The 22,443-nt window shown below is 38.8% G+C and carries 15 protein-coding genes; 3 read left to right on the forward strand and 12 right to left on the reverse strand.

Translation table 11 applies throughout. From position 1 onward, the window contains the following. Positions 1–37 precede the first annotated feature (37 nt). Both KI375_RS14800 and KI375_RS14805 read right to left on the reverse strand, forming a co-directional pair. Entirely contained in the window at positions 38–1,003 is a 966-nt protein-coding gene (locus KI375_RS14800) for a 2-hydroxyacid dehydrogenase (RefSeq protein ID WP_212974248.1), read from the reverse strand. 210 nt (positions 1,004–1,213) lie between these two features. Continuing rightward, positions 1,214–2,722 carry a DUF1846 domain-containing protein gene (locus tag KI375_RS14805; protein WP_212974249.1) on the reverse strand — a complete coding sequence of 503 codons (1,509 nt, stop codon included), beginning with the start codon at positions 2,720–2,722 and terminating at the stop codon, positions 1,214–1,216. A gap of 193 nt (positions 2,723–2,915) precedes the next feature. On the opposite strand from KI375_RS14805, the gene KI375_RS14810 reads away from it, so the two are divergent. Then, complete coding sequence (locus KI375_RS14810; RefSeq protein WP_212974250.1) at positions 2,916–3,533, forward strand: YktB family protein; 618 nt, start codon at positions 2,916–2,918, stop codon at positions 3,531–3,533. 177 nt (positions 3,534–3,710) lie between these two features. Continuing rightward, positions 3,711–5,195: a cellulase family glycosylhydrolase gene (locus KI375_RS14815; protein WP_212974251.1), complete on the forward strand. Its 1,485-nt coding sequence runs from the start codon at positions 3,711–3,713 to the stop codon at positions 5,193–5,195. A 252-nt stretch (positions 5,196–5,447) separates the two neighbouring features. Here the strand turns inward: KI375_RS14815 and KI375_RS14820 are convergent, their stop codons facing one another. The 9 genes from KI375_RS14820 to KI375_RS14860 form a co-directional block, all read right to left on the reverse strand. Continuing rightward, the gene (locus KI375_RS14820) at positions 5,448–6,638 is read right to left on the reverse strand and encodes an MFS transporter (protein WP_212974252.1); all 1,191 of its coding nucleotides are present in this window, start codon (positions 6,636–6,638) and stop codon (positions 5,448–5,450) included. A gap of 202 nt (positions 6,639–6,840) precedes the next feature. Beyond that, positions 6,841–8,238, reverse strand: a complete 1,398-nt coding sequence (gene hemG, locus KI375_RS14825; RefSeq protein ID WP_212974253.1) for a protoporphyrinogen oxidase — start codon at positions 8,236–8,238, stop codon at positions 6,841–6,843. 59 nt (positions 8,239–8,297) lie between these two features. Continuing rightward, on the reverse strand, positions 8,298–9,095 hold the full coding sequence (locus KI375_RS14830) for an ABC transporter ATP-binding protein (protein WP_212974254.1): 798 nt from the start codon (positions 9,093–9,095) through the stop codon (positions 8,298–8,300). Between the two features lie 783 nt (positions 9,096–9,878). Continuing rightward, positions 9,879–11,501, reverse strand: coding sequence for a type 2 periplasmic-binding domain-containing protein (locus tag KI375_RS14835; protein WP_212974255.1), 1,623 nt, complete (start codon positions 11,499–11,501; stop codon positions 9,879–9,881). 136 nt (positions 11,502–11,637) lie between these two features. Continuing rightward, complete coding sequence (locus KI375_RS14840; protein ID WP_212974256.1) at positions 11,638–13,566, reverse strand: CehA/McbA family metallohydrolase; 1,929 nt, start codon at positions 13,564–13,566, stop codon at positions 11,638–11,640. Between the two features lie 173 nt (positions 13,567–13,739). Further along, entirely contained in the window at positions 13,740–14,507 is a 768-nt protein-coding gene (locus KI375_RS14845) for a GntR family transcriptional regulator (RefSeq protein WP_212974257.1), read from the reverse strand. A gap of 450 nt (positions 14,508–14,957) precedes the next feature. Beyond that, a complete protein-coding gene (locus KI375_RS14850) occupies positions 14,958–15,830 on the reverse strand; it encodes a sugar phosphate isomerase/epimerase family protein (protein WP_212974258.1) in 873 nt (290 codons plus the stop codon). 127 nt (positions 15,831–15,957) lie between these two features. Beyond that, complete coding sequence (locus tag KI375_RS14855) at positions 15,958–17,583, reverse strand: extracellular solute-binding protein (protein ID WP_244852670.1); 1,626 nt, start codon at positions 17,581–17,583, stop codon at positions 15,958–15,960. Positions 17,584–17,733: 150 nt separating this feature from the next. Then, positions 17,734–18,504: an AraC family transcriptional regulator gene (locus tag KI375_RS14860; RefSeq protein ID WP_212974259.1), complete on the reverse strand. Its 771-nt coding sequence runs from the start codon at positions 18,502–18,504 to the stop codon at positions 17,734–17,736. Positions 18,505–18,795: 291 nt separating this feature from the next. Here KI375_RS14860 and KI375_RS14865 point away from each other — a divergent pair, with 291 nt between their 5' ends. Continuing rightward, the gene (locus KI375_RS14865) at positions 18,796–20,421 is read left to right on the forward strand and encodes an extracellular solute-binding protein (RefSeq protein ID WP_244852672.1); all 1,626 of its coding nucleotides are present in this window, start codon (positions 18,796–18,798) and stop codon (positions 20,419–20,421) included. A 55-nt stretch (positions 20,422–20,476) separates the two neighbouring features. Here the strand turns inward: KI375_RS14865 and KI375_RS14870 are convergent, their stop codons facing one another. Then, positions 20,477–22,306, reverse strand: a complete 1,830-nt coding sequence (locus KI375_RS14870) for an FAD-dependent oxidoreductase (RefSeq protein ID WP_212974260.1) — start codon at positions 22,304–22,306, stop codon at positions 20,477–20,479. Between the last annotated feature and the right edge of the window lie 137 nt (positions 22,307–22,443).

Raw genomic sequence — 22,443 nt, forward strand, 5'->3', positions numbered from 1 at the left:
CCCCCTTCCACTTTATCATCATCTGCATTCTCTAAGGTTAATCTGTTACAGGATCAATGGCGCCTTTTCCGGTTAGCACCGCAACTATATTTTGAGCAGCACGCATCGCCATCTCATCACGCGTTTTAGCTGTAGCAGAGCCAATATGAGGAAGCGTTACAACATTCCGCATGCTCAGTAATGGATTATCTGTTTCCACTGGCTCTTTTTGGAAGACATCAAGCCCCGCTCCATGGATCTCACCATTTTGTAAAGCCGCTATTAATGCTTGTTCATCTACCGTTTGCCCACGAGATACGTTTACAAAAATAGCAGACTTTTTCATTTGTTTGAATTCCTGTTCACCAATCAAATGATGCGTTTCTGGCGTTAAAGGGGTAAGCATCACAACAAAGTCCGCCCTTTGTAGGAGATTTGGCAATGTGCAATATTCCGCATCATATTTTTTCTCTGCTTCCAGTTTCCGGCTCCGATTGTGATATAAGACATTCATATTAAAGCCGAACTTGGCACGTTGAGCAACCGCCTCTCCAATTCGGCCCATCCCAATAATACCGATTGTCGCATGATGAACATCCAATCCAAAGAACTGATCTTCATCCTTCACAGGCTCCCATTGCTTTGCTTTCACATAATGATCAAGTTCGGCAATTCTTCTTGCTGTCGTCAACATAAGGGCCAACGTTAGGTCTGCTACTGTGTCATCTAAAACATATGGAGTATTGGTTCCGATTACATTTCGTTCTTTTAAAACGTGCACATCAAAATTGTTATAGCCAACAGAGACATTACTTACAACTTTTAAATTTGGCGCAGCTGTTAGTAATTCTTCATCTATTTTGTGCCAAGCTGTTAATAAACCTTCTACATTTGCGATTTCTTGCAAAAGTGTTTCCCGTGGAATGCGATCTTCCCCGCGCCATTCTCTCACTTCACAATATTCCATTAAATATTCCCTGACTTTTTCTGAAACAGATTGACTTAAATAAATATTTGGTTTCATTATTAGCCTCCTATTCTTGCAATAAAATGAACCTTCAATCAGTGGGGGTATTACTGCCCGTTAATGCGGGATAAATGCCCGCTCTATTTAATCTGCGCATTGCAGACTCTTCTTATTGGCTATACAGACTTAAATATCCAACAGAAGAGCCCCTATGGAAACCCAGGTCGATAAAGAATCCTGGATATGCTTAATGGCAAAACTTCAGCATTAATTGTAATATAAATTCTCTGTTGGGTATACTGGATCATTGGTAATATCAATTCCAAGCTTTTTCAAGGTTTGTTCGTTTTCTCTGTTCAAGATAACCGTTGAATGGGCTTGTGTGGCTTGTAAATTCGCTAATTGGTGATAAGCCAGTTGAGCAGTGGGATTGGTGACAGCACTAATTGCCAATGCAATCAATAATTCATTAGCACTTAATATCGGGATTCTACTGTTTAATCCTTCTGTTTTTAAACTCTGAATAGTTTTTAAGATCATAGGTGCTAGGAGGTCTATTTCATCGGCAATATTTGCCAGTGACTTCAACCCATTTAGAATCGCAGCTGCCGAAGCATCCATTAGAGATGTGGTTCGCCCGGTGATGATCTCACCATTCAGAAGTTCGATGGCAATCACCGCTTGTGGATTCGTGCCACCTCCCCTTTCCTCAACTGTTTTTGCATAGTTGCGAGCATGCAATACAGGGACTCGATCTTCTTTTTTCAAGTCGATTTCTTCTAAGATCACTTCCATACGGCGAAGAGTCTCTTCGTCCGCCAGTCCTTTTTTATAATCATTTTCTACGGCGAAACTGCGCCGGATGATTTCCTGTTTTGCGGCCTCTTGGACGACCTGGTCATCAATTATAGCCGTTTTAAGACGATTGACACCCATATCAGTCGGCGAACTGTAGACTGATTCTCTACCGGTAATTTTTTCAATGATCCGTTTAATAACAGGAAAGGTCTCAATATCACGATTATAATTAATAGCCACTTCTCCGTGCGCTTCATAATGATAATTATCAATCATATTCACATCTTTTAAATCAACAGTAGCAGCTTCATACGCAATATTTATTGGATGCTTCAATGGTAAATTCCAAACTGGGAAAGTTTCGAACTTGGCATAGCCTGTCTTCTTTCCACGTTCATGTTCGTGGTACATCTGATTTAGACAGGTCGCGAGCTTTCCACTTGCTGGACCAGGTGCTGTCACCACTACAATCGGCTTAGTCGTTTCAATATAGGGATTCTTAGCAAAACCATTCTTACCGACGACCGCTTCCACATTTGTTGGATACCCTGGAATAGCACGATGGGTATAAACATTAACCCCATTCCGCTCCAGCTTTGCCATAAATACTTTGGCATTTGGCTGCTCTTGATAGCGTGTGACCAATACGCTGTTAACAGAAATGCCGTATCCCCGATATTCATCAATTAAGCGTAAGACATCCTGGTCATATGTAATGCCATAATCTTCACGTACTTTATTCTGCTCGATGTCTCTGGCGTACACACAGATAATAATCTCTGCTTTCTCTTTCAATGTAGCCAGTAATTTCATTTTTGCATCTTCATCAAAGCCCGGCAAAACACGCTTGGCATGTTTATCGCCGATTAATTTTCCACCGAACTCCATATACAGCTTATCAAAGTGCTGTACCCGTTCTAAGATATAAGATGATTGTTCTTGTAAGTATTTCTCCGAATCAAATCCAATTTTTTTCATTTTTCCTTCAGCCTGCTTTCGATGTTTCTAATAAGCCTATTTTACCTTTCTTACGTCCGTTCCACAATCAAATGAAATCTTTTCCTATAAAAGTTAGATCATGTATACTGATAATAGTATACGTGCCAAGATTAAGAAGCGCAATCACGGAGCAGGCTAAAAACAAATAAGAGTAAAGAAAGGAGCATAACAAATGGATTTTAACGGATTTGAGCAACAAGACTTCGATACCTTTTTGATTGATAGCCTTGATGAACGGATGGCAGCCATCCAAGAACGGATTCAACCAAAATTTAAAGAGGCAGGGGAAATTCTGGCAACTGACTTATCAGAAATGATTGGTTCTGAAATGTTTTTACATATTGCTAGGCATGCTAGAAGAACCGTTAACCCTCCTCAAGATACATGGCTTGCGATCGCAGACAATAAGCGGGGGTATAAAAAACATCCACATTTTCAAGTAGGACTGTTTGATGATCATGTTTTTATCTGGCTAGCTTTTATTTATGAATTACCAAATAAAGATAAAATGGCACAAAATTTCTTAGATCATCTAAACATGGTCAAGAAAACAATCCCTAATGACTATATGATTTCCCAAGATCATATGAAAAAGGATGCGCTGCCTTTGCGTGAGGTGGATTTAGAAAAAGTACTGACTCGTTTTCGTGACGTAAAAAAGGCAGAATTTTTAATTGGTCAGCATCTAGCTCCAAATGACCCACTTCTCAAAGATGGTGATCGCTTTTTAGAATACGTTAAAGAGACGTTTAAATCACTTGTGCCGCTATACCAATTGGCTTTTAAGTAAAGCAGAACTTCAATCAGTGGGGGCTTTATCTCCCACTGATTACAAATGAAGGATAAGCGTGGTAGGTAAGAAAGAGCAACGAGGAAGATCACCACACGCCGCCTGAAGCGGAAATCAATATTGTTCAGATTTTCAACAAAGAATTTGTAAAAATAAAATAATAGGAGAATGACCAAAATGAACAAAATCAAAGCACAGGGTCATCGATTTGTTGATGCAGATGGAAGAGAAATTTTGCTTCACGGGATTAATATGGTTTGTAAAGATAAGAAATCTCATTATACTGGCGATTGGAGCGAGCAGGATTTTAAGCGCTTAAAGAGCTGGGGGATAAATGTAATTCGCTTAGGTGTAATTTGGGATGGATTAGAGCCTGAGCCCAATGTATATCATGATGAGTATATCGAAAACCTTCGTCATTTCATTCGTTTAGCAGATCAGCAAGATATTTGGGTATTTTTGGATATGCATCAGGATTTATTTAGCTCTAGATTCGGAGATGGTGCTCCGCCTTGGGCCACTTTAACAGATGGAGAAAAATACGAGCCAGGCACGACTTGGAGTGATGCTTATCTATTTAATAAAGCGGTTCAAACTGCTTTTGATCATTTTTGGCATAACACTCCTGGCCCCATTGGCAAAGGGATTCAGGACCATTTTATCGATGCATGGAAATATCTCGTCCAGAAACTACATGTTGAACCAAATGTAATCGGTTACGACTTGATGAATGAGCCTTTTATTGGTCATGCTGCAACTGATGTAATGGAAAAAATGATGAATCAATATGTAGAAATCTATCAATCTCAAAATGGAAGCATCGAACAGAAAGAAATCTTGGCTGCCTTTATCGACCCCGATCCAAAAGAGGATTACTTTTATTTTCTAGAGGATATTGAAGCTTTTCAACAAGTCATCGATGCCCCTGCCGCGATTGTACAGAAATTTGAACAAGATATTTTATCGTCTTTTTATCAAAAAGCAGCAGATGCGATTCGCACAATTGATCCACAGGGGATCTTATTTTTGGAAACTAATTACTTTTCAAATTTGGGTATGAGTAGCATGATCCAACCTTTAATGAGTCAAGATGGAAAGAAAGAGAGTCAACAGGCATACGCCCCCCATGCTTATGATATAGTCGTTGATACCGATCTCGCTCATACAGCCAATGATCATCGTTTAGAGTTTATTTTTGAAAGACATGAACAGACGAAACAGCGTTTGGGAATGCCCATGATTCTAGGAGAGTGGGGAGCTTTTTACAACCAGAATCATATGGCACATATCGCATTACATATAAAACGATTAATAGAACGCCATTTATGTAGTGATACGTATTGGGACTATACGGCAGACATGGATCAATATGCGCCATTTTCAGGTGTAAGACGTGCTTATCCCATGGCTGTTTCCGGAAGCTTATATCAATATCGTCATGAGGAAGAATTAGGAAGCTTTCAAATGAGGTGGAAAGAAAGCTTGAGTAAACCTACGATTCTTTATTTCCCAAATATCCAGGAAGTAGAACAAGCAACCGTTTCTTTATCACCAGTCGGTTCAAATTTCCTGCTCCATCAATTAACGAATTCACCAGCAGGGTATTTGGAAATTCCCGCTACAGGGAACACAATTCGTCATTTAGTAATCACGAAAGGATAAGTAAATTAATATAGAAAAACGCATTCAAATAGAGGCTGAGACAGCATGAAAACGTTAAGCCCCAAGGACGACCATCCATTACCTTAGCGGAGGAAATATTCGGAGACTCCTGCGGGAAGTGAGAGCTCGGCAAGCCCCCGGAAGGCTAGCCTGAGGAGAATTGCCACTTGCCCGCAAAAAGCAAAGAATATTTCCGAAGCGGAGTATAGACACCTATGAAAATACTATTATTCCAGCCTCTTCATTATAACATTATACCGTTGTGACAAGCTCTTTTTTCGAGCGGATGAAAAGCATATAGCTTACCATTAATAGAATCCCTGTACCCACTAAAATCACTGGAATCATAAAAATCTTTGGTGTATACCCTTGAATCCAAACTGGTAATACATACCCAACTAAGGAAGCCATTTGAAATAAAAAAACATAAAGACTTGATCCAAAACCAATCTTTGTATGGAACATCCTTTGTACATACCCCATTGCTACCCCATAAAGCACAGAGACAAAAAAGGAATACAACGGTTGGACGAGGAAGAATACAAATAGCGGCGGACTTGAGCTATAAATCGTATACGTAATGGCCGCACAAACCCCACCAAGCACAAACACTCGTCTACTGCCAAATTTCATCGCCCAATAGCCTGCAAAGGTCATAAACAATAATTCAAAAACCGCTTGAACACTCCATAAATAAGACATCAAATAAGGCTTTTCGAATAAATCAACGATCACAAGTGGCAAATATAATCCTCTTAAAGAGTCGGCGCACCCAAATAATAATAGGGCAAGGAGCATAATAAGTGAAAAACGCTCACCTTTTGTTGTTTGAGTTCCTTCTCCCTCTCCATGCTTATATTCCTTATAAAATAAAAGTAATAGAAATAAAAACAAATAACCTGATAGATTGCCAATCAACACACCTTTAAAATCAGCGAATATATATAGATTGGCTCCAATCAATAATCCCGTGAAAAAGCCTACACTCATCATTGCCCTTAACCAGATTTGAGCAATTTCAAAAATTTCAGGGGCTAGTTTGATAAAATGATTACGAGCCATCGCAAAGATTTGTCCCATAATCAGACCTGATGGTGCAACAGTAATAATCATGCCAATTAAGGCTTGGGTAAAAGTATCCGCTTGCATATAGATCATTAGACCTGTCATGCAAAGCAGTAAAGCGATTAGGGGTAATGGCTTTTTCTGTTTCATCTTATCGCTCATCATCCCAACCAAAATAGTGATCAGCATATTTAACAAAACAGAAACTGAGAAAACGGTTGCGATTTCCCCTTTCGACAGCCCAATCCCTTCACTCATATAAATCGCGTTCATCGGCGATAGGATCCCTGTGCCAATGCCATAAAGAAAAATCCCTAAGATTAAATACCATGCTCCTTGTATTTTCAAGAAATGACGGAAATCTTTAAATATTTTCATGGGCTCACCTTTTCTTCTCTTCCATAAGAATTGACACACAATGCTCGAGGCGAAGGCATTATTAAGTCGTTAAACTCAGTAAGAATTTGGCAAAAGCCTGAGGAGACTCCCGCGGAAGCGAAGTATATTTCCGGAGCGAGAGTCTATGCCTCCTAGTTGTTCGTTTTTCATGGAGAATACTTATGTCCCAGCCTCTTTAATATTATATCTGTTCCTCCAGCTGCTGGATGACGTTTTCAGCTGTTTCAATCCCACTCTTTATACAATCTGGAATCCCCACCCCAAAATAAGAACAGCCCGCAAGCTTAATATGCGGATAAGTAGCAGCCAAAATCTTTTCAACCCTCTCAACAGTTTGTTGATGATCAATCTGATAGGTCGGCATATTTCCCATCCATTTTGTCACATTCGAGGTGACAGGAGTTGCTGTGATCTGCAAGCTTTTTTGAATATCTAATTGAGCGACTTCAATCAGCTCTGTTTCGGATAAATTTTTTATTGCTGAAAAGGCGGGATGACTGCTCTTGTAAAATAATCGTACAAGTAAATTTCCTTGGCGAGAGGTATGATGCCATTTCCGACTGGTCCATGTACAAGCATTACAGGATAGTTCCTTATTATTTGCCGTAATAAAGCCTGTTCCCTCTTCTGGTAACAAATCATCCGGTAAATCATATCCCATATACACACTAATTAGGGAGCTGGTTTTGAATGAAGCAAATTCTTGCCCAATGTCGGTTTCGCTAAATAAAGATTGCGAAGCAGAAGCCGGAATAGCTGAAATTATATAATCCGCCTCAATTTCCTCATGATTAGTGAAAGCAATTCGATAGCGTGTTCCTTGCTTTTCAATCTGCTTGGCTTGAAAGGAAGTAAAAATTTCTACATCCTCCAGTGCTTGCGCCATCGCTTCCATAAAAGTACCTAAGCCATTTTGGAAAGAAAGGAATTTTTTCTCTCCACTACTCTTAAATTTTTCACGATGAACCTCAAGCCCCTTCATAATACTGCCATATTTTTCTTTATATTCAAGTAAGTATGGCAAGGTAGAAGCAATTGACAAATCCTCCAATTTTCCGGAGTAAACGCCTGATAAAACAGGAGAAACTTGTTTTTCCACCATTTCATTCCCTAAATAGTAACGCAGAAAATCACCAATGGAATCATCTTTTGTGAAAGTACGATCTCGTAAGTAAAAATCCTTTAACGCCTCAACTTTTCCAGCAGCAGATACTAAAGAACTATTCGCCAAAGATTCTATGGTAGCTGGTATCCCGAAAACAGAATCAGCCGGAATCGCTCCCAAATTACCATCCACATAAATAAAAGATTGGCCTGTTGCGTTATAGACCACTTCATCCTTTAAACCGAGCTCATCAATCCAATCCATTTCCGCCATTTTACGGGTCACAATTGAATCTGCCCCTGTTTCCATAATGAAATTATGATCGATTCTCGTACGAATTTTTCCTCCCAAGGACTCTTCTGCTTCCACTACAATCAATCTTACCTTTGCCCGCGAAGCCTTTTTCCATTTATGTAAAGAATATGCGGCAGATAGGCCTGTTATACCGCCACCCATAATCACAATCGTCTTCATCTCGTACACCTCATTTGCGTTGATTTTCTGCTTTCAGTGTACCATATTCATTGATGAAATCAGATATTTAACGGCTTTTTAACGGAAACCCAAGGACGTCCCTCTGCCCAATGAACATTCAAACCTAACTTAAAGGTTTGAGATAATAGCTCATCTGTTAATACTGATTTTTTCGGTCCCTTTCCAACGATTTCTCCTTCTCGTAAGAGCAATACATGCGTGATTTCTTCAGTCAATTCCTCTATATGATGTGTGACATACACGACATGACATTGTTGTTGAGTGATCTCTTTGATCAACATTAAGATCTCTTCTCTTGATAAAATATCGAGACCCGAACATGGCTCATCGATAATCAACAGTTTTGGATCATTCATTAAGGCTCTTGCGATTAACACTCTTCGTTTTTCTCCATGTGATAAGTAGCGATACTCCTTCCCTTTTAAGTAATCTAGACGGAATTTTGAGATGAGCGCATCCGCTTTTTCCCAGACCTCTAGCGGAACTTCTTGATACAAGCCAATCGAAGCAAATTCACCACTCACCACAATTTCTTCAATCGTTTCATAATCTAGTGTTTCTGAAAATCTTTCGAGTGAACTGCTGAATATCCCTAATTCATTACGTAAGTTAGGGATGTACGAATTGCCGAATTCATACCCGAGAACGTTCACATCACCAGTCGTTGGAAATTGATAACCTGCTAAAATATTTAGCAAAGAGGTTTTACCTGACCCATTTAAGCCTAAAACAGCCCAATGCTCCCCTGTTTTTATCTCCCAATCAATTTGATTTAAAATTTTCCTGCCTTCTCTACGCCAGGAAACATCTTTTAAAGTAACCAATGTATTTTCCATCTTAAAACTCCCTTTCATTGACCAAGCTTTTACATAATAGTTCTCATTATAGCGAATTTACTAAGTTATTTGAAGAAAAACCTGTTGATATCATCAGCTTGGCTACGGAGCAACGGAAGGGATCTGCGCTTCAACATTATTGAGTTGGAGGATGCGGCAATTCTTGGGCTCTTACGGAAGTGAAGGTGGGATCAGGAGAAGTTGCTACGTACAAGAAATTCACTTAAATTCTTCGAAAATGGTTCATAGACGATTCTACGTACTCAAAATTCACTTGAATTCTTGGAATATGATTCATAGATGCTTCTACGTACTCAAGATTCACTTAAATTCTTGAAAAGTGGTTCATAGACGCTTCTATGCACTCAAAATTCACTCGAATTCTTGGAATATGGTTCATAGACGATTCTACGTACTTAAAACTCACCCAAATTCTTGGAAAATGGTTCATAGATGCTTCTACGTACTTAAAACTCACCCAAATTCTTGGAAAATGGTTCATAGATGCTCCTACGTACTCAAAACTCACTCGAAATTTTGGAATGCGATTCAAAGAATGACACTGCGTACTTAACGGAAAGAGTTTTCTAGGAAGTAAATAAGAACTCGGAATTCTCCCATTACTATTAATGTGCTACCCCCTCTACTAATGCGAGTTAATCAATGGAGACATACTTAGATAAAAAATCTCCCCTACACGTTATTGACTTCCTAATCAATCTCATATAGAGGAGAATAAATAGTTCATATGACCATAATTATCTTCATCTGAATAATGAAGAATTAGTTATTTTTATATCGTTCATAAGCCGCCTTTTGAATTTCCATGTATTCATCTAGCTTCATCTTTTCTACTTCTTTTACATAATCATCCCATTTTGATAATGGCTCAGTGCCCGTTATAAATTTATCCTGCATTTCATCGACATATTTGTGGATATCCGCCTGTAAAGCAGAAAGCTTATTGTTTTCCTCGATCGTATACGTAAAATCCGGCCAAATTTCTTCAGGCATAAATGGTTCGAGTTTTTGCGCCGCTTCTATGGAGGATGGTAAGCTTTCTGCTCCTTTAAATGTCGCTTCTTTTACAAGACCTGGATAGCCTCCACCAAGATAAGTAATATATTTGGCTAATTCTTGTTCCATTGTTAAACCATCAGCACTGTTCGTAATCTTATCTAAGTACTGCATATCTCCATTTTCATCAATTTCATAGGTTTCACCCTCGACCCCCATAAAGAATAATGTCGCACCTTCCTCACTGTAGAAATAGTCCAACCATCTTAATGTCGCCGGAATATTTTCGTTTTCATTAGTGATCACAAAACCACCCATATGAGCAAGTGGAGAGGTTGCTCTATTAAATGCCTTGCCACCTGGTCCCTCCAGAGCGGAAGCGCCAACAAATTTTTCACCCATTTCTCCATAAACACTTTCAGTACTAGTAAAAACGGTACTACCGTATACACCTTCAGCTCCTAGGGCATAGCTTTGATTTGCATCAATCGTAAAAATATTTTCCTGGATAAGTCCTTCGGAGTACAACTTATTTAAAAAATCCAATTCTTCTTTAAAGCCATCAGAAATAGGATAAAACCGTAAATCCCCAGAATCAGGATCTTGATCAAGATAAGAATGCTTATATCCCCTGTTCCCAACACCAAATGCACCTTTCAAAGCATCTCTTAAACCAGTAATATTGCCAGCTCCATAAGGAATTTCATCTTGCTCGCCATTGCCATTTAAATCCGTCTCTTTCACAGCTTTTAAATAGTCATAAAAATCATCGATTGTTTCAGGCATTTTCATCTCTAATTGATCTAACCAATCCTGTCTAACCCATAACTTATGCCCCATGATCACCGAAGTAAATTCAGGATCATAAATGGTTGGAATTGAATATATATTTCCATCAGGAAAAGTGGCACCTTTACGAATATCCGGATATTCTTCCAATAACGCTGTTAAATTCGGCATATATTCTTCAATTAGATCATTCAACTTTACAAAGACTTCTTGCTGTCCATATTTTAATAAGTCATCATTAGGAATCGCCATTGCATAAAAAACATCAGGCAATGTTCCGCCAGCCAAAGCAAGATTTCTTTTTTCCTCACGACCGTCAGCGGCAACCAGCTCCCAATCAATATGGATATTTGTCATTTCTTCATAGGTTTTCCAAAGTAAAGTTTCATTATAATCATCCGCATTTTTGCTCCCTTTTCCTGCCATAAACTTAAGCGTTATTGGTTCATTTACGACCGGCATGCCAGATTCATTAAAATTCTCTAATTCTTCATCATCTACTTCGGATGTTTGCGGTTCGGATGCTTGCTTTCCATTACATGCAGCTAAAACCAATATAAAGGACGACAGTAACATTAAAACTACCTTGTTATATTTCAATATTGCCCCTCCTTATTTAGGAAAATATAATGTGAAATTCCTCAATACATTCTGTTTCGAATGGTTTATTTGCAAATGCTTTTAAAGATGCTTTTCTGTACGTATCACCCCCTTCCATTCGCTTACCCGGATTGGTTTATTCTCCCTTGATCCAAATCGGTGAGGTAACGGCAAATTCCCCGTCATCCTGATAAATCTTCACAAAGTAATAGCGTTCCTTACATGGGAGTGAAAAAGTATCTTCCCATTCCCGACTATCAATGTGAATAGTATGAAGAACACGACCATGCTCCCCGTATATTTCCGCCTTAACCAAACGATGCCCTGTGTCTACTCCATATAAAGCTTTAACACTAAACTCCAAGGTCTCTGATCGTTTTATTCTAGAACCCATGATTGAGCCGTTAACCTTAAACCAAACTTTTAAATGAAGAGCAGAGGTAAAATAAACTCGTTGATGTCTCACTGCGTCAAAGAAATCTTTTTTTGTCAGATGGTCGACCAATACTGCTGTTCGAAGGGTATTCGCAGTTCCCCACTGTCCATGATGATTGTCTTGGTTACCTGCAGGAGACAAATGCCATCCCTTATCAAGAGCCATTACATAATAATAGAGACCCCCATGTTCCTTCGATATGATCGGATTGACCTCTAATAAATGAAGGACTTCATCCACTTCCGCATCATATGGTTCAAAAGCATCCAAGTGCCGATTTCCACTCGACCACGGATGATTCCATTGATGGATTGAATCAGGATATTGCTTTATCATTTCGTAGTAAACAGAGATTTCATTATATTTCGTTTCATATGCATTGATGAAGAACTCTAGATTAAATGTATTCATATGGCCGAACTGATTGTACCAAGTTGTTTCTGCACCAACTAATGCAAGAAAAGCCCCCTCTTCAGTTTTCTTTTGGGCCATCAGCTGGATATCCTTCCATTTCCTGCTTTTATCCCAATCAAGATAATGATCATAAAGGTTGCTGTGTTCGGTAATTGCCAAGAAATCCAGACCGGCCGTATACCTCGCATAATCAAACGCATGCTCAGGGACCCCTTCTCCATCCGAAAAATCGGTATGACTATGTAGATTACCAAAATAAATTTTATACTCCCTATCAAGCGGCGCTGGTATAGCTTCTGATCTTGGTTTTGCCACTGGTAATGCTGATTTTCTTACAAACGCTAACCAGTGAATCATTAATCGTTGTGAAGGTTCAGATTCCTTGATAATAAGGTAGACATCATGGACTCCAGTCAATAATGATGAATCTGAATGTTCAAGCTGACCACCTAAGATTGACCAAGCCTTCCATTGCCTAAAGAGAACGATCTCCCCAACTTTGTTGCCATGCACATCATCTAATCTTACTTCCATTGTGATCCGCTTACTTTTATCTGAGTCTGTAAAACCAAAATGCCCACGCAGCTGATCCACACCACCTTTGGTAAAATCAATCCCACGATAAACTATATAACTATCAACACTCCCGCCTATTAACACCTGATCTTTTTGGCCTGACTCCAGATCAGAGACCTCTATCTCAGAAAACCCACGGACATCATCATAAAAAGTCGCTGGAATTTTATAAGGAGATACCTTACTAGGAACGAACTTTGATTCATCCACTTCTTGACCAAAAACCTTAAAATCATAAATTTGTGCAGACTCCCCGGACGAGCAATACGTAATTGTTACCCGAATATAGCGGGCTTTAAATGATACTTCATATTCTTCTCCACTGACAGTTACAGTCTCATCCATTTTTTCAGCAACCGTCTGCCAATTCAGATTATCTTGGCTGTATTCTATAAAATAGTGAGTATAGCGATCAATCTCTGTACTAGTACAAATAGTCATTCTGTTAATCTGGCAAGTTTGTAATAAATCAATCTTCCACCATTTATAATAAGGGCTGGCTGCCCAGCAAGTATCACTTCTGCCATCAATCGCCTTTCCCGCTTCAAAACCAGCTATTTGCTTCTCCGCAGTTGCTCTTTTTCCTTCACTCAACAAAACGAGTTCTTGCAAATCTTTACTTTGGTCATTACTAATCATTTGTTCACACCCTTTTTAAAAATTGTTTATTAGAAACACGGATCATATGATTCCGTAATCTAAACTCTCTTGGCAACCGCTTACATATTGTGTGTAAAATATACTTCCTCGGAAATTTTCCTATTTCAACAAGGAAGAACTTACTTATAACCTAACTAGGGTACTCAGCATCCCTAACTCGTTGTATCCTGTTTAACACGCTCAAAATTTGCTTTCTTTCTTAAGGTTTGTTTGTATTTATATTTATATTTCTCACTGCGAATATAACTTTCACAGTATTCAATACAGCGATTTTTTGCCATAGTTAACCTAGTAAGGTAAAAGACGGCGGCATTTTTCTGTAAGTGAAGCAGCTCAGCAATTTCAACTGGACAATTTATTGCCGTTGCTTCGACTTCTGCATTTTCAGCGATTAATCCCGAATGCCGGAAAATGGTAGGATATAAACCCTCTTTCTCAATCTGTTCATCCGTCGTATCTTCCATAATGGAATAGGGAATATAAGCACGCTCCCAAGCAAACAGTTCATCATCAATAAAGCGCAGACGGATAAGTTCATATACTTTTTCATTATCAGATATTCCAAAATTTTGTTGTAAGAATGCGGTGGAATTAAGTAAGCGGAAACTCAGAATTTGAAATTTTGACTCTAGACCCTCCTTCTCTATTTCCTCCGACAAGCTATAAGTACTTGTCAACTCATGTTTAAATTCAGGCAATGCTACAAATGTACCTTTTCCTCGTTTCCGTATTAAGTAGCCTTCTTGAGCCAAGTCCTTTAGAACTTCTCGTACAGTCATACGGCTAACACCGTATTCCTCACATAATTCCCTTTCACTCGGAATTTGGGTGCTTGGTGGCCAAAATCCTTCCGTGATTTTCTCAAGTAATTTATTCCGCAGTTGATATTGCAAACTAACCGGCAAAGTATCATCTAGCACGTTTATTCCTCCAGAAATCATCATTTTATTTTTCACAGTATGGAGATTTTTACATGTTACATAAATATCTCTCTTAGTGGTTATAACATTATATTATAATAACAGGAAAGTCAATAAATAATTTTCAAAAAATTGTCAGCATATGAAACCTTCAAGTAATTCTAAACGGGTGCATAGAGGTCGACAGGACACCCTTACACTTTTTCAACCTTCTTCCACTTAACGTTACGGTCTGGTGTGGCACCCTTACGCTTTTTCAGCCCTCTCTCGATTAACGCCACGGAGGAGGAAAAGTTGCTACGCCCCCGAATTCTACTTGAAATTTAAAAGACGTTCATAGGAAGTAGATGGCAACCTGAAGCTAGAAAACTACACAGAAAAGGTGTTCCTAGAAGAGGTCTAAGAACACCAAAACAAGACAACTTTATAGATTCTTTTCAAGAATAACCCTTATGCTGATTCCCAGAAACGCCTTATATTGTCCAAACCAATTTTTGTCGCTTCTTTACATTCTTCCATTCCTTCAAATTCTAGTGAGACGTAGCCATCATACCCCGAATCTTTAATAAGTTTTACGATTTTCGGAATGTTAACATCTCCCTGCCCAACAATCGCCCCTCTTAAATAATTGCCATTTGCGGATGTAAACCATTTGCCTCCACCAGGTTTTTCATCATAAGGACGAATATAGAAGTCTTTAAAATGAATAAAGGATGCAAATGGTAAATTCTTCTTCACACCTACGATTGGATCTTCATCTACACATAGGAAGTTCCCAACATCCAATGTTGTATTGAAATTGGAACGATTGGTTTCCAAAATTACTCTTTGAACTCTGTCACTGTGTTGTACACATTGTCCGTGATTTTCAATGGTTGTCGTAATGCCAAATTGAGCGGCATAATCGGCAATTTGGCGACTCCCTTCTACCATTAGATGCAGATTCTCCTCAAACCATTTAATCGTAATTTTTTCTGGTGGAAGAGTAAACGCTGTTACATCGTGGCGCATATGTTTGATTCCCATATGATGACACAAATCAACATGCTCTTTAATTCTCGCTACTTCCTGATCAAAGGCTTCTTCGGTTTCTTGAACAAAGTTTGCCGGCAAACAATAATTGGATAATTCAATGCCAACCTCCTTCGCCCTATTGCAAACAGCATCAGCAAGCGCGGGATTATCGACAAGTGTAAAGCCATAAGGGACAATTTCCATATGTTCTCCACCTTGATCTGCAATCCAATCTACAACATCCAGTACAGTCATTTCACCTTTTCTAATGGCACCTAATAGACTATACGTGCTTAAACCTAATTTCATACTTTTCCATCCCTTCTCTTAGGTAACATTTATTATCTCTATCATTCTATGACTGTCTTATTCTGATCATGATCGATTGCTATTACGAAACCGAACTGTTTTAAAAAAAGAATTGGTTGGTGAAAGATTAGTTACTTTTATATCTTTCTAAGGCATTTTGTTGGATTTCCATATATTCGTCTAATCTCATTTTCTTCACCTTATCTACATAATTATCCCAATTCGATAATGGTTCAGCACCAGTAATAAATTTATCTCGCATTTCGTCAACATATTTATGGATATCCGCTTGTAATCCAATTAATTTATTATTTTCTTCTACTGTAAAGGTGAATCTTGGCCAAATTTCATCAGGCAAATAAGGACTTAATGCTTCAGCTGTTTCAAGAGAGGCAGGTAAAGTTTCAGCACCTTTAAAGGTTGCTTCTCTAACAATTCCCGGATACCCTATGCCTAGCCAAATGATATATTTAGACAATTCTTGTTCCATTGTTAAACCGTCTGGACTATTTATGATCTTATCCAAATATTGAAGTTCTCCATTCTCATCCACTTCAAAGGTTTCTCCTTCTACGCCCATGAAGAACAGTTTGGCACCTTCCTCACTATAGAAATAGTCCATCCATCTCAGAGTGGCAGGGATGTTCTTATTGGCATTTGTGACAACGAAGCCTCCCATGGAGGATAATGGGGAATTCATCTGATTAAATGCCTTGCCATTAGGACCTTCTAGTGCAGGGAGTCCGACGAAATTCTCCCCTGCTTTTTTTCCATAAATGGTTTCTGGGCTTGAAATAAAGGTACTTCCATATAATCCTTCCGCCCCCATGCCATAACTGGCATTAGCATCAATGGTATAGATATTTTTCTGAATTAAGCCTTCAGAATAGAGTTTATTTGTAAATTCAAGCATTTCCTTATATCCATCTGAAATTGGAAAAAAACGCAATTCATCTATTTCAGGATCGACATCAAGATATAAATGCTTAAGCCCGCGATTTCCAACACCGAACGGCCCTTTTAAAAATCCAATTAAACCATCCATATTGGTTGCACCATAAGGAATTTCATCATTCTTTCCGTTTCCATTAAGATCCGTTGCTTTCACGGCCTTTAAGTATTCATAAAAATCATCGATTGTCTGTGGAATATCCATATCTAGCTGCTCAAGCCAGTCTTTCCTAATCCATGGTTTGCCAATCGTTAAAACGGAAGTAAATTCCGGATCATAAATCGTTGGAATTGAATAGATATTGCCATCAGGAAATGTGATTCCCTTGCGAATTTCAGGATACTCTTCCAACAAAGCAGTCAAATTTGGCATATACTCCGTAATTAAATCATTCATTTTTGGAAAAACACCTTGCTGACCATATTTAAGCAAGTCCTCATTTGGTAAAACCATTGCATAAAATACATCAGGCAATGTCCCCCCAGCAAGGGTTAGGTTTCTTTTCTCCTCTAAACCATCATTGGGAACCAGTTCCCACTCAATATGAATATTGGACATCTCCTCATATGTTTGCCATATGAGCGTGTCATTGTAATCATTAGCCGATAGTGGCGATTGTCCTGACATGAATTTGAGCGTAATCTTATCATTAACAACAGGCATTCCATCTTTATTGAAATTTTCCAATTGACCTTCATCAATTTCCGATTCTTTTGTTTTCTCTTTTTGATCACTACACGCTCCTAAAATAAATAAACTAGATAACATAATGAAAAGTAAATTTTTTTTAATCCCCCTCAATGCTACCCCCTCCATTTTCCTTTTTATGCCCATCGCTTTCTTTGCTATTATATGCGCGCGTGAAGATAAAAAGGACATTGTTCAACATAGAAAAATCATCACCGATTTTGAATCATTTTCCATTACTTGAGAAGGAATTCTATTATAAAACTAAAAACGATTGATTTTTCGATATTCCGAAGGGCGGATCTCCATATGCTTATTGAATATACGGCTGAGGTAATATCCACTTTCATATCCACATTCCTGAGCAATCGTATCTAGATTCCAATCTGTTTCCAATAATAAGTTAGCCGCCTTTTTTAAGCGGATAGATGTTAGATATTGTACAGGGGTCATATGATAGACTTTTTTGAAACTACGTATCAACTGGACGGATGTGAGTTGAAACTTCGTGGCCACATTCTTGATTTCGATCGAGTGATGAGCATGCTCTTCTAGATATGCAAGGATTTGCTCTAGTACAGGGTGCCGTTCCTCCAAAGACTTATGGATCATGCTCATCCACAAGTCATGAAAATAATGCTGCTTTAACTCATATACATCTGAGAGAAGATGCAGTTTTCGCAGCTGTTGATAATTTTCAAATAAACGTGTAGTAGGTGGTATAAATAGTTTCTGCTCTTTTTCCTGCAGCATGTCCTGCAAGGATCCTATTTCATGATGCGGAAAATTAAAAGAAATGGCATGAAAGCTTAAGGGAGTTTGGATTTTGCGATGAAAGGCAATTTGAGGGGGGCAAATTACAACATCCCCTTTTTTTGCATGCCCTTCGGATTGGTGAATCCGATATGTAAAATCACCTTCTTCGATGGCGAATAAAATCCACGTCAAATAGGTATCTTGTTTCAACAGAAAATGTTCCTTTTTATCCCAAAAGACATGATTAACCAATTTCGGTAATCGTATGGATGCATTCATTTTTATCTACCTTCTTCTTATATGAAATTTTAGATATGATAAAGTTAATCCTGTGCATTTCAACGGTATTTTATTTCCTATATTCTGTTATTAAGGATATTCAACGATATTATATCATAGCTGACTAGCATTTGTAGGGGAGGTGGCAGTTTTTATATCGTCAATTAGTAATCGCTTTCAATATTAGCAATATCATTTAGTTAAGAATGGTTAAGATTACGTTCCATGCGTGGTGCTCATGATTGACTTGAAGATTGTTCTAAAAAATGGTTACAAAAGGGAGGAACTACTTTGATAAAGAAAAAATGGTTAGTTCTCGTTTTGCTGTCTTTTATGTTGATTTTAACAGCATGTAGTGACAAAGAAACTTCAGCACCTAAAGGCCAGGAATTGGAGGACGAAGCTTTAGAAAATTTTAATGCGTCGGATATGCCCATTGTAAATGATCCGATTACAATTAATATTATGGCTGGGAAATATGCCTCGAACTCTGATAATTACAATGAGCTACTTGTATGGAAAACGTATGAAGAAATGACCAACATTCATATTAATTGGACTTTAGTTCCTTTTGAGGGGCGAGAGGAAAAAAGGAATTTGTCACTTGCTGGCGGAACATTGCCTGAAGTCTTTTATACAATGGCCATGCCCAACCAAGATTTATTAAAATATGGCGAGCAAGGGATATTTGTAAAATTGAATGATCTTATTGAGGAATACATGCCAAACCTTACAGCCCTGTTTGAGCAGTATCCTGAAATAAAGCAGGGTGCTACTTTCCCAGATGGCAATATTTATGGTCTCCCTACGATCTACGATCCCGAGTTCACATCCGTTCTACTAGGTTCTAAAGGATGGATACGCCAGGACTGGCTTGAGCAACTAGAAATGGATATGCCTGAAACGATTGATGATTTTTATAACTATCTAAAGGCAGTAAAAGAAACAGACCTTAATGACAATGGAAAACAGGATGAAGTTCCTTACGGTGCAACGGAAATTTCTGGACTACGAGATATTTTAAAGGGAGCTTTTGGGATCGGCAATAAAGGTTCAAAGCAGCCATACCTGGATGAAGATCCTGATACAAGAGAATTACGTTTTTACCCAATTTCTGATGGTTATAAAGAATTATTGACGTACTTAAATAAACTTTACTCCGAAGGATTAATTCAAGAAAATATCTATAGTATTGATAGAAACCAAAGCTATGGAATGGGGACAGAAGGATTATATGGAAGTACGGTATCCTCAAGTCCGATTACAGCCTATGGAGATGAGATGGGGAAAAACTTCGTCGGACTTCCAGCACTTAAGGGGCCGGCTGGAAAGCAATATAACAAAGTGGGGACGCCCTTATCTGGAATGGGAGGATTTGTCATTACAAATGAGAATAAAAATATTCCCGCTACCTTAAGATGGATGGATTATTTCTATAGTGAAGAGGGGGCTGAACTGTTCTTTATGGGGAAAGAAGGAGAAACCTTTGAGGTAGATGAAAATGGCGATTTACAGTACCTGGATAAAATTACCGATAGTCCTGATGGATTGTCAATGGCGCAAGAAATAGCCAATTACTTCACTTGGAGTGGTGGCGGGTACCCTGGGGTTGTAAAAGAAAGGACATTCAATGGTGCTGAAACCTTACCTGAATCTCTTGAGGCAACTGAAAAGCTTGAAGCCAATATATTAGATGAAGCTTGGCCAATCTTTACCTATACGGTTGAAGAAAATAATGAATTATCTAGCTTACAATCAGATATTCATAAATATGTGAATGAAATGCAGGATAAGTTTATAACAGGTAATGAACCTCTATCAAAGTGGGATGAATATATAAAGAGAATAGAAACAATGAATTTAGAGAAGTATATGGAAATTCAAAACGATGCTTACAATCGCTATAAAAATAATTAAGGGAACGAATAATCAGTAGGGAATGCAATCATTCCCTACTGATTAAATTTGCATTTTATTCACATACAATTTCGATTAACCTCGCATGATCCAAACCATTGGTTTTTATGCCTTCGATCCTTAGCTTTTTTATCTGTTCAAGTCGCACTGGAAAATGAAGCAAACGTTGATAATTATCCTTCACATCAGCAATTTCGATCTTATCACTATGCACATCCTCCACAATCAGCTTAAAATCTTTCAATGTTTCAGCCTGTGGGCGTCCCCACTGCATACGTTTCTGTAACCAATCAAGGTGGGCCAATGTTAGCCAACGGTGGAGCCCAGAGTCAAGTACAAGTGAAATATTCACTAGATTTACTGGCTTATCCCAGTTTAACTCCAACCAAGGATTCTCATCTTGCGGATCTGACATCCATCGATGTGTACTTACACAAGTCAGATCTGGTCGAACACCAGACGGACCGTGAACAGAGCGAGTCTGTCCGTCTACCACGTTGGCCGCATGGCCATTTTTCTGTTCAGATGATGCTATAATAGTAGCCTCTCTAGCAAGGTTCTTCTCAAGCACAAACCCTGGAAGAAACGCCCCTTGCCTTAACAATTCCTGTTGTGCTTCTTTTACAATATTCCGATTGGACCAGGCTTCAGCGAACGGTACCTTATGGTTGTACTGATGCCGAATTGCAACACTGGCAAATGTACCTAAGCCCTGTCCCATCACGGCACAAGTTCCCATAACTCGCGTACTTGAGAAAGCAATATGGGTAGCAGAAAGATTGCGTCCTGCAAACATCAGATTGGAAATATTCTTGCTAATCATGGAACGCAAAGGAATGCTATAAAGATAGGGAGTATATGGCTGATTGCACGGTTTTTCATCCTTTTCATCGATTCCTTTGGGCGGATGAGTATCCATCGACCAACCTCCATAGGCAACAGTATCCTCAAAAGGTATAGCATCTTGAAGATCATTTTGCGTAAGTACGTGCTGGCCAATGAATCTTCTGGACTCTCTTTTTCCTGGGAGAAATCCAAACCAGTCCAATGCCCAATTTTCCGATTCCGGATGATTTCCACTATTTTTAATATGATCCCAGACACCAAGCATGATTGCTAACAATGTATCCCGAATTTCCTCATTATCTTTAATCGTATCCATTGTTCCACCAAATTCCACCCACCAATAGCCATATTCCCACGAGGAATGATTACGGAATTTCAAATCTTCTTCTGTAAATTTCCTTGCCCATTCCGGTGCTACAAAAGGCATGGGGCGGCCCATATCTCTTGATGTGAATAGGAGTGATGATCCGAGTCTGTGGGCATCCCTATTTCGATTGGCGGCATTTTCTCCATATTCATGTGACGCCTCACGCCCTGTCGTAAATTCGGCTCCAGCTTCAAAGCCCAACCTGCCATCTCCTGTACAATCAACAAAAATATCCGCAGTGATTGTAAATTGATCCTCGGTACTTTCTCTCACCGCACGTGCAGATCGGATCGTATTCCCTTCCATCTCAGTCTCTACAACAGTTGTGTTTAACAGCAAAGTCAAGTTCGGCTCGGCGCGACATTTTTCATACAGAATCAAATCCAACATATTTGCACTGCGTTGTGGATTGCGAACAGAGCATTCCAACATAATTTCCTCTATTATCCCACTTTCTCTTCTTTCAGTTTCTAATTCAGTTCCTTTACTGGAAGACCCTGATATATTCATGCGAACTTCCGATGAAGCATTTCCTCCAAGAACTGGACGATCCTGACATAAAATCACATTAGCCCCGTTTCTTGCTGCCGCTAATGCAGCTGTTACTCCCGTCATTCCTCCTCCAGCAATAAGAATATCTGTTGCAAACTGTTTAGTATTGCGTTTGGTCATTACATTTATCCTCCTTCGGGATAGGTTATAATATTATTGGATATCTTTAATAACAGCATATATGGAATATAACCCCTTTAAAATACATAGGATTTACATTTTCATATCCAAAATTTCACCTAAGGAGGATAAGGTCA

The organism is Bacillus sp. J14TS2 (genome assembly GCF_018333015.1).
Lineage (GTDB): Bacteria > Bacillota > Bacilli > Bacillales > Bacillaceae_C > Lederbergia.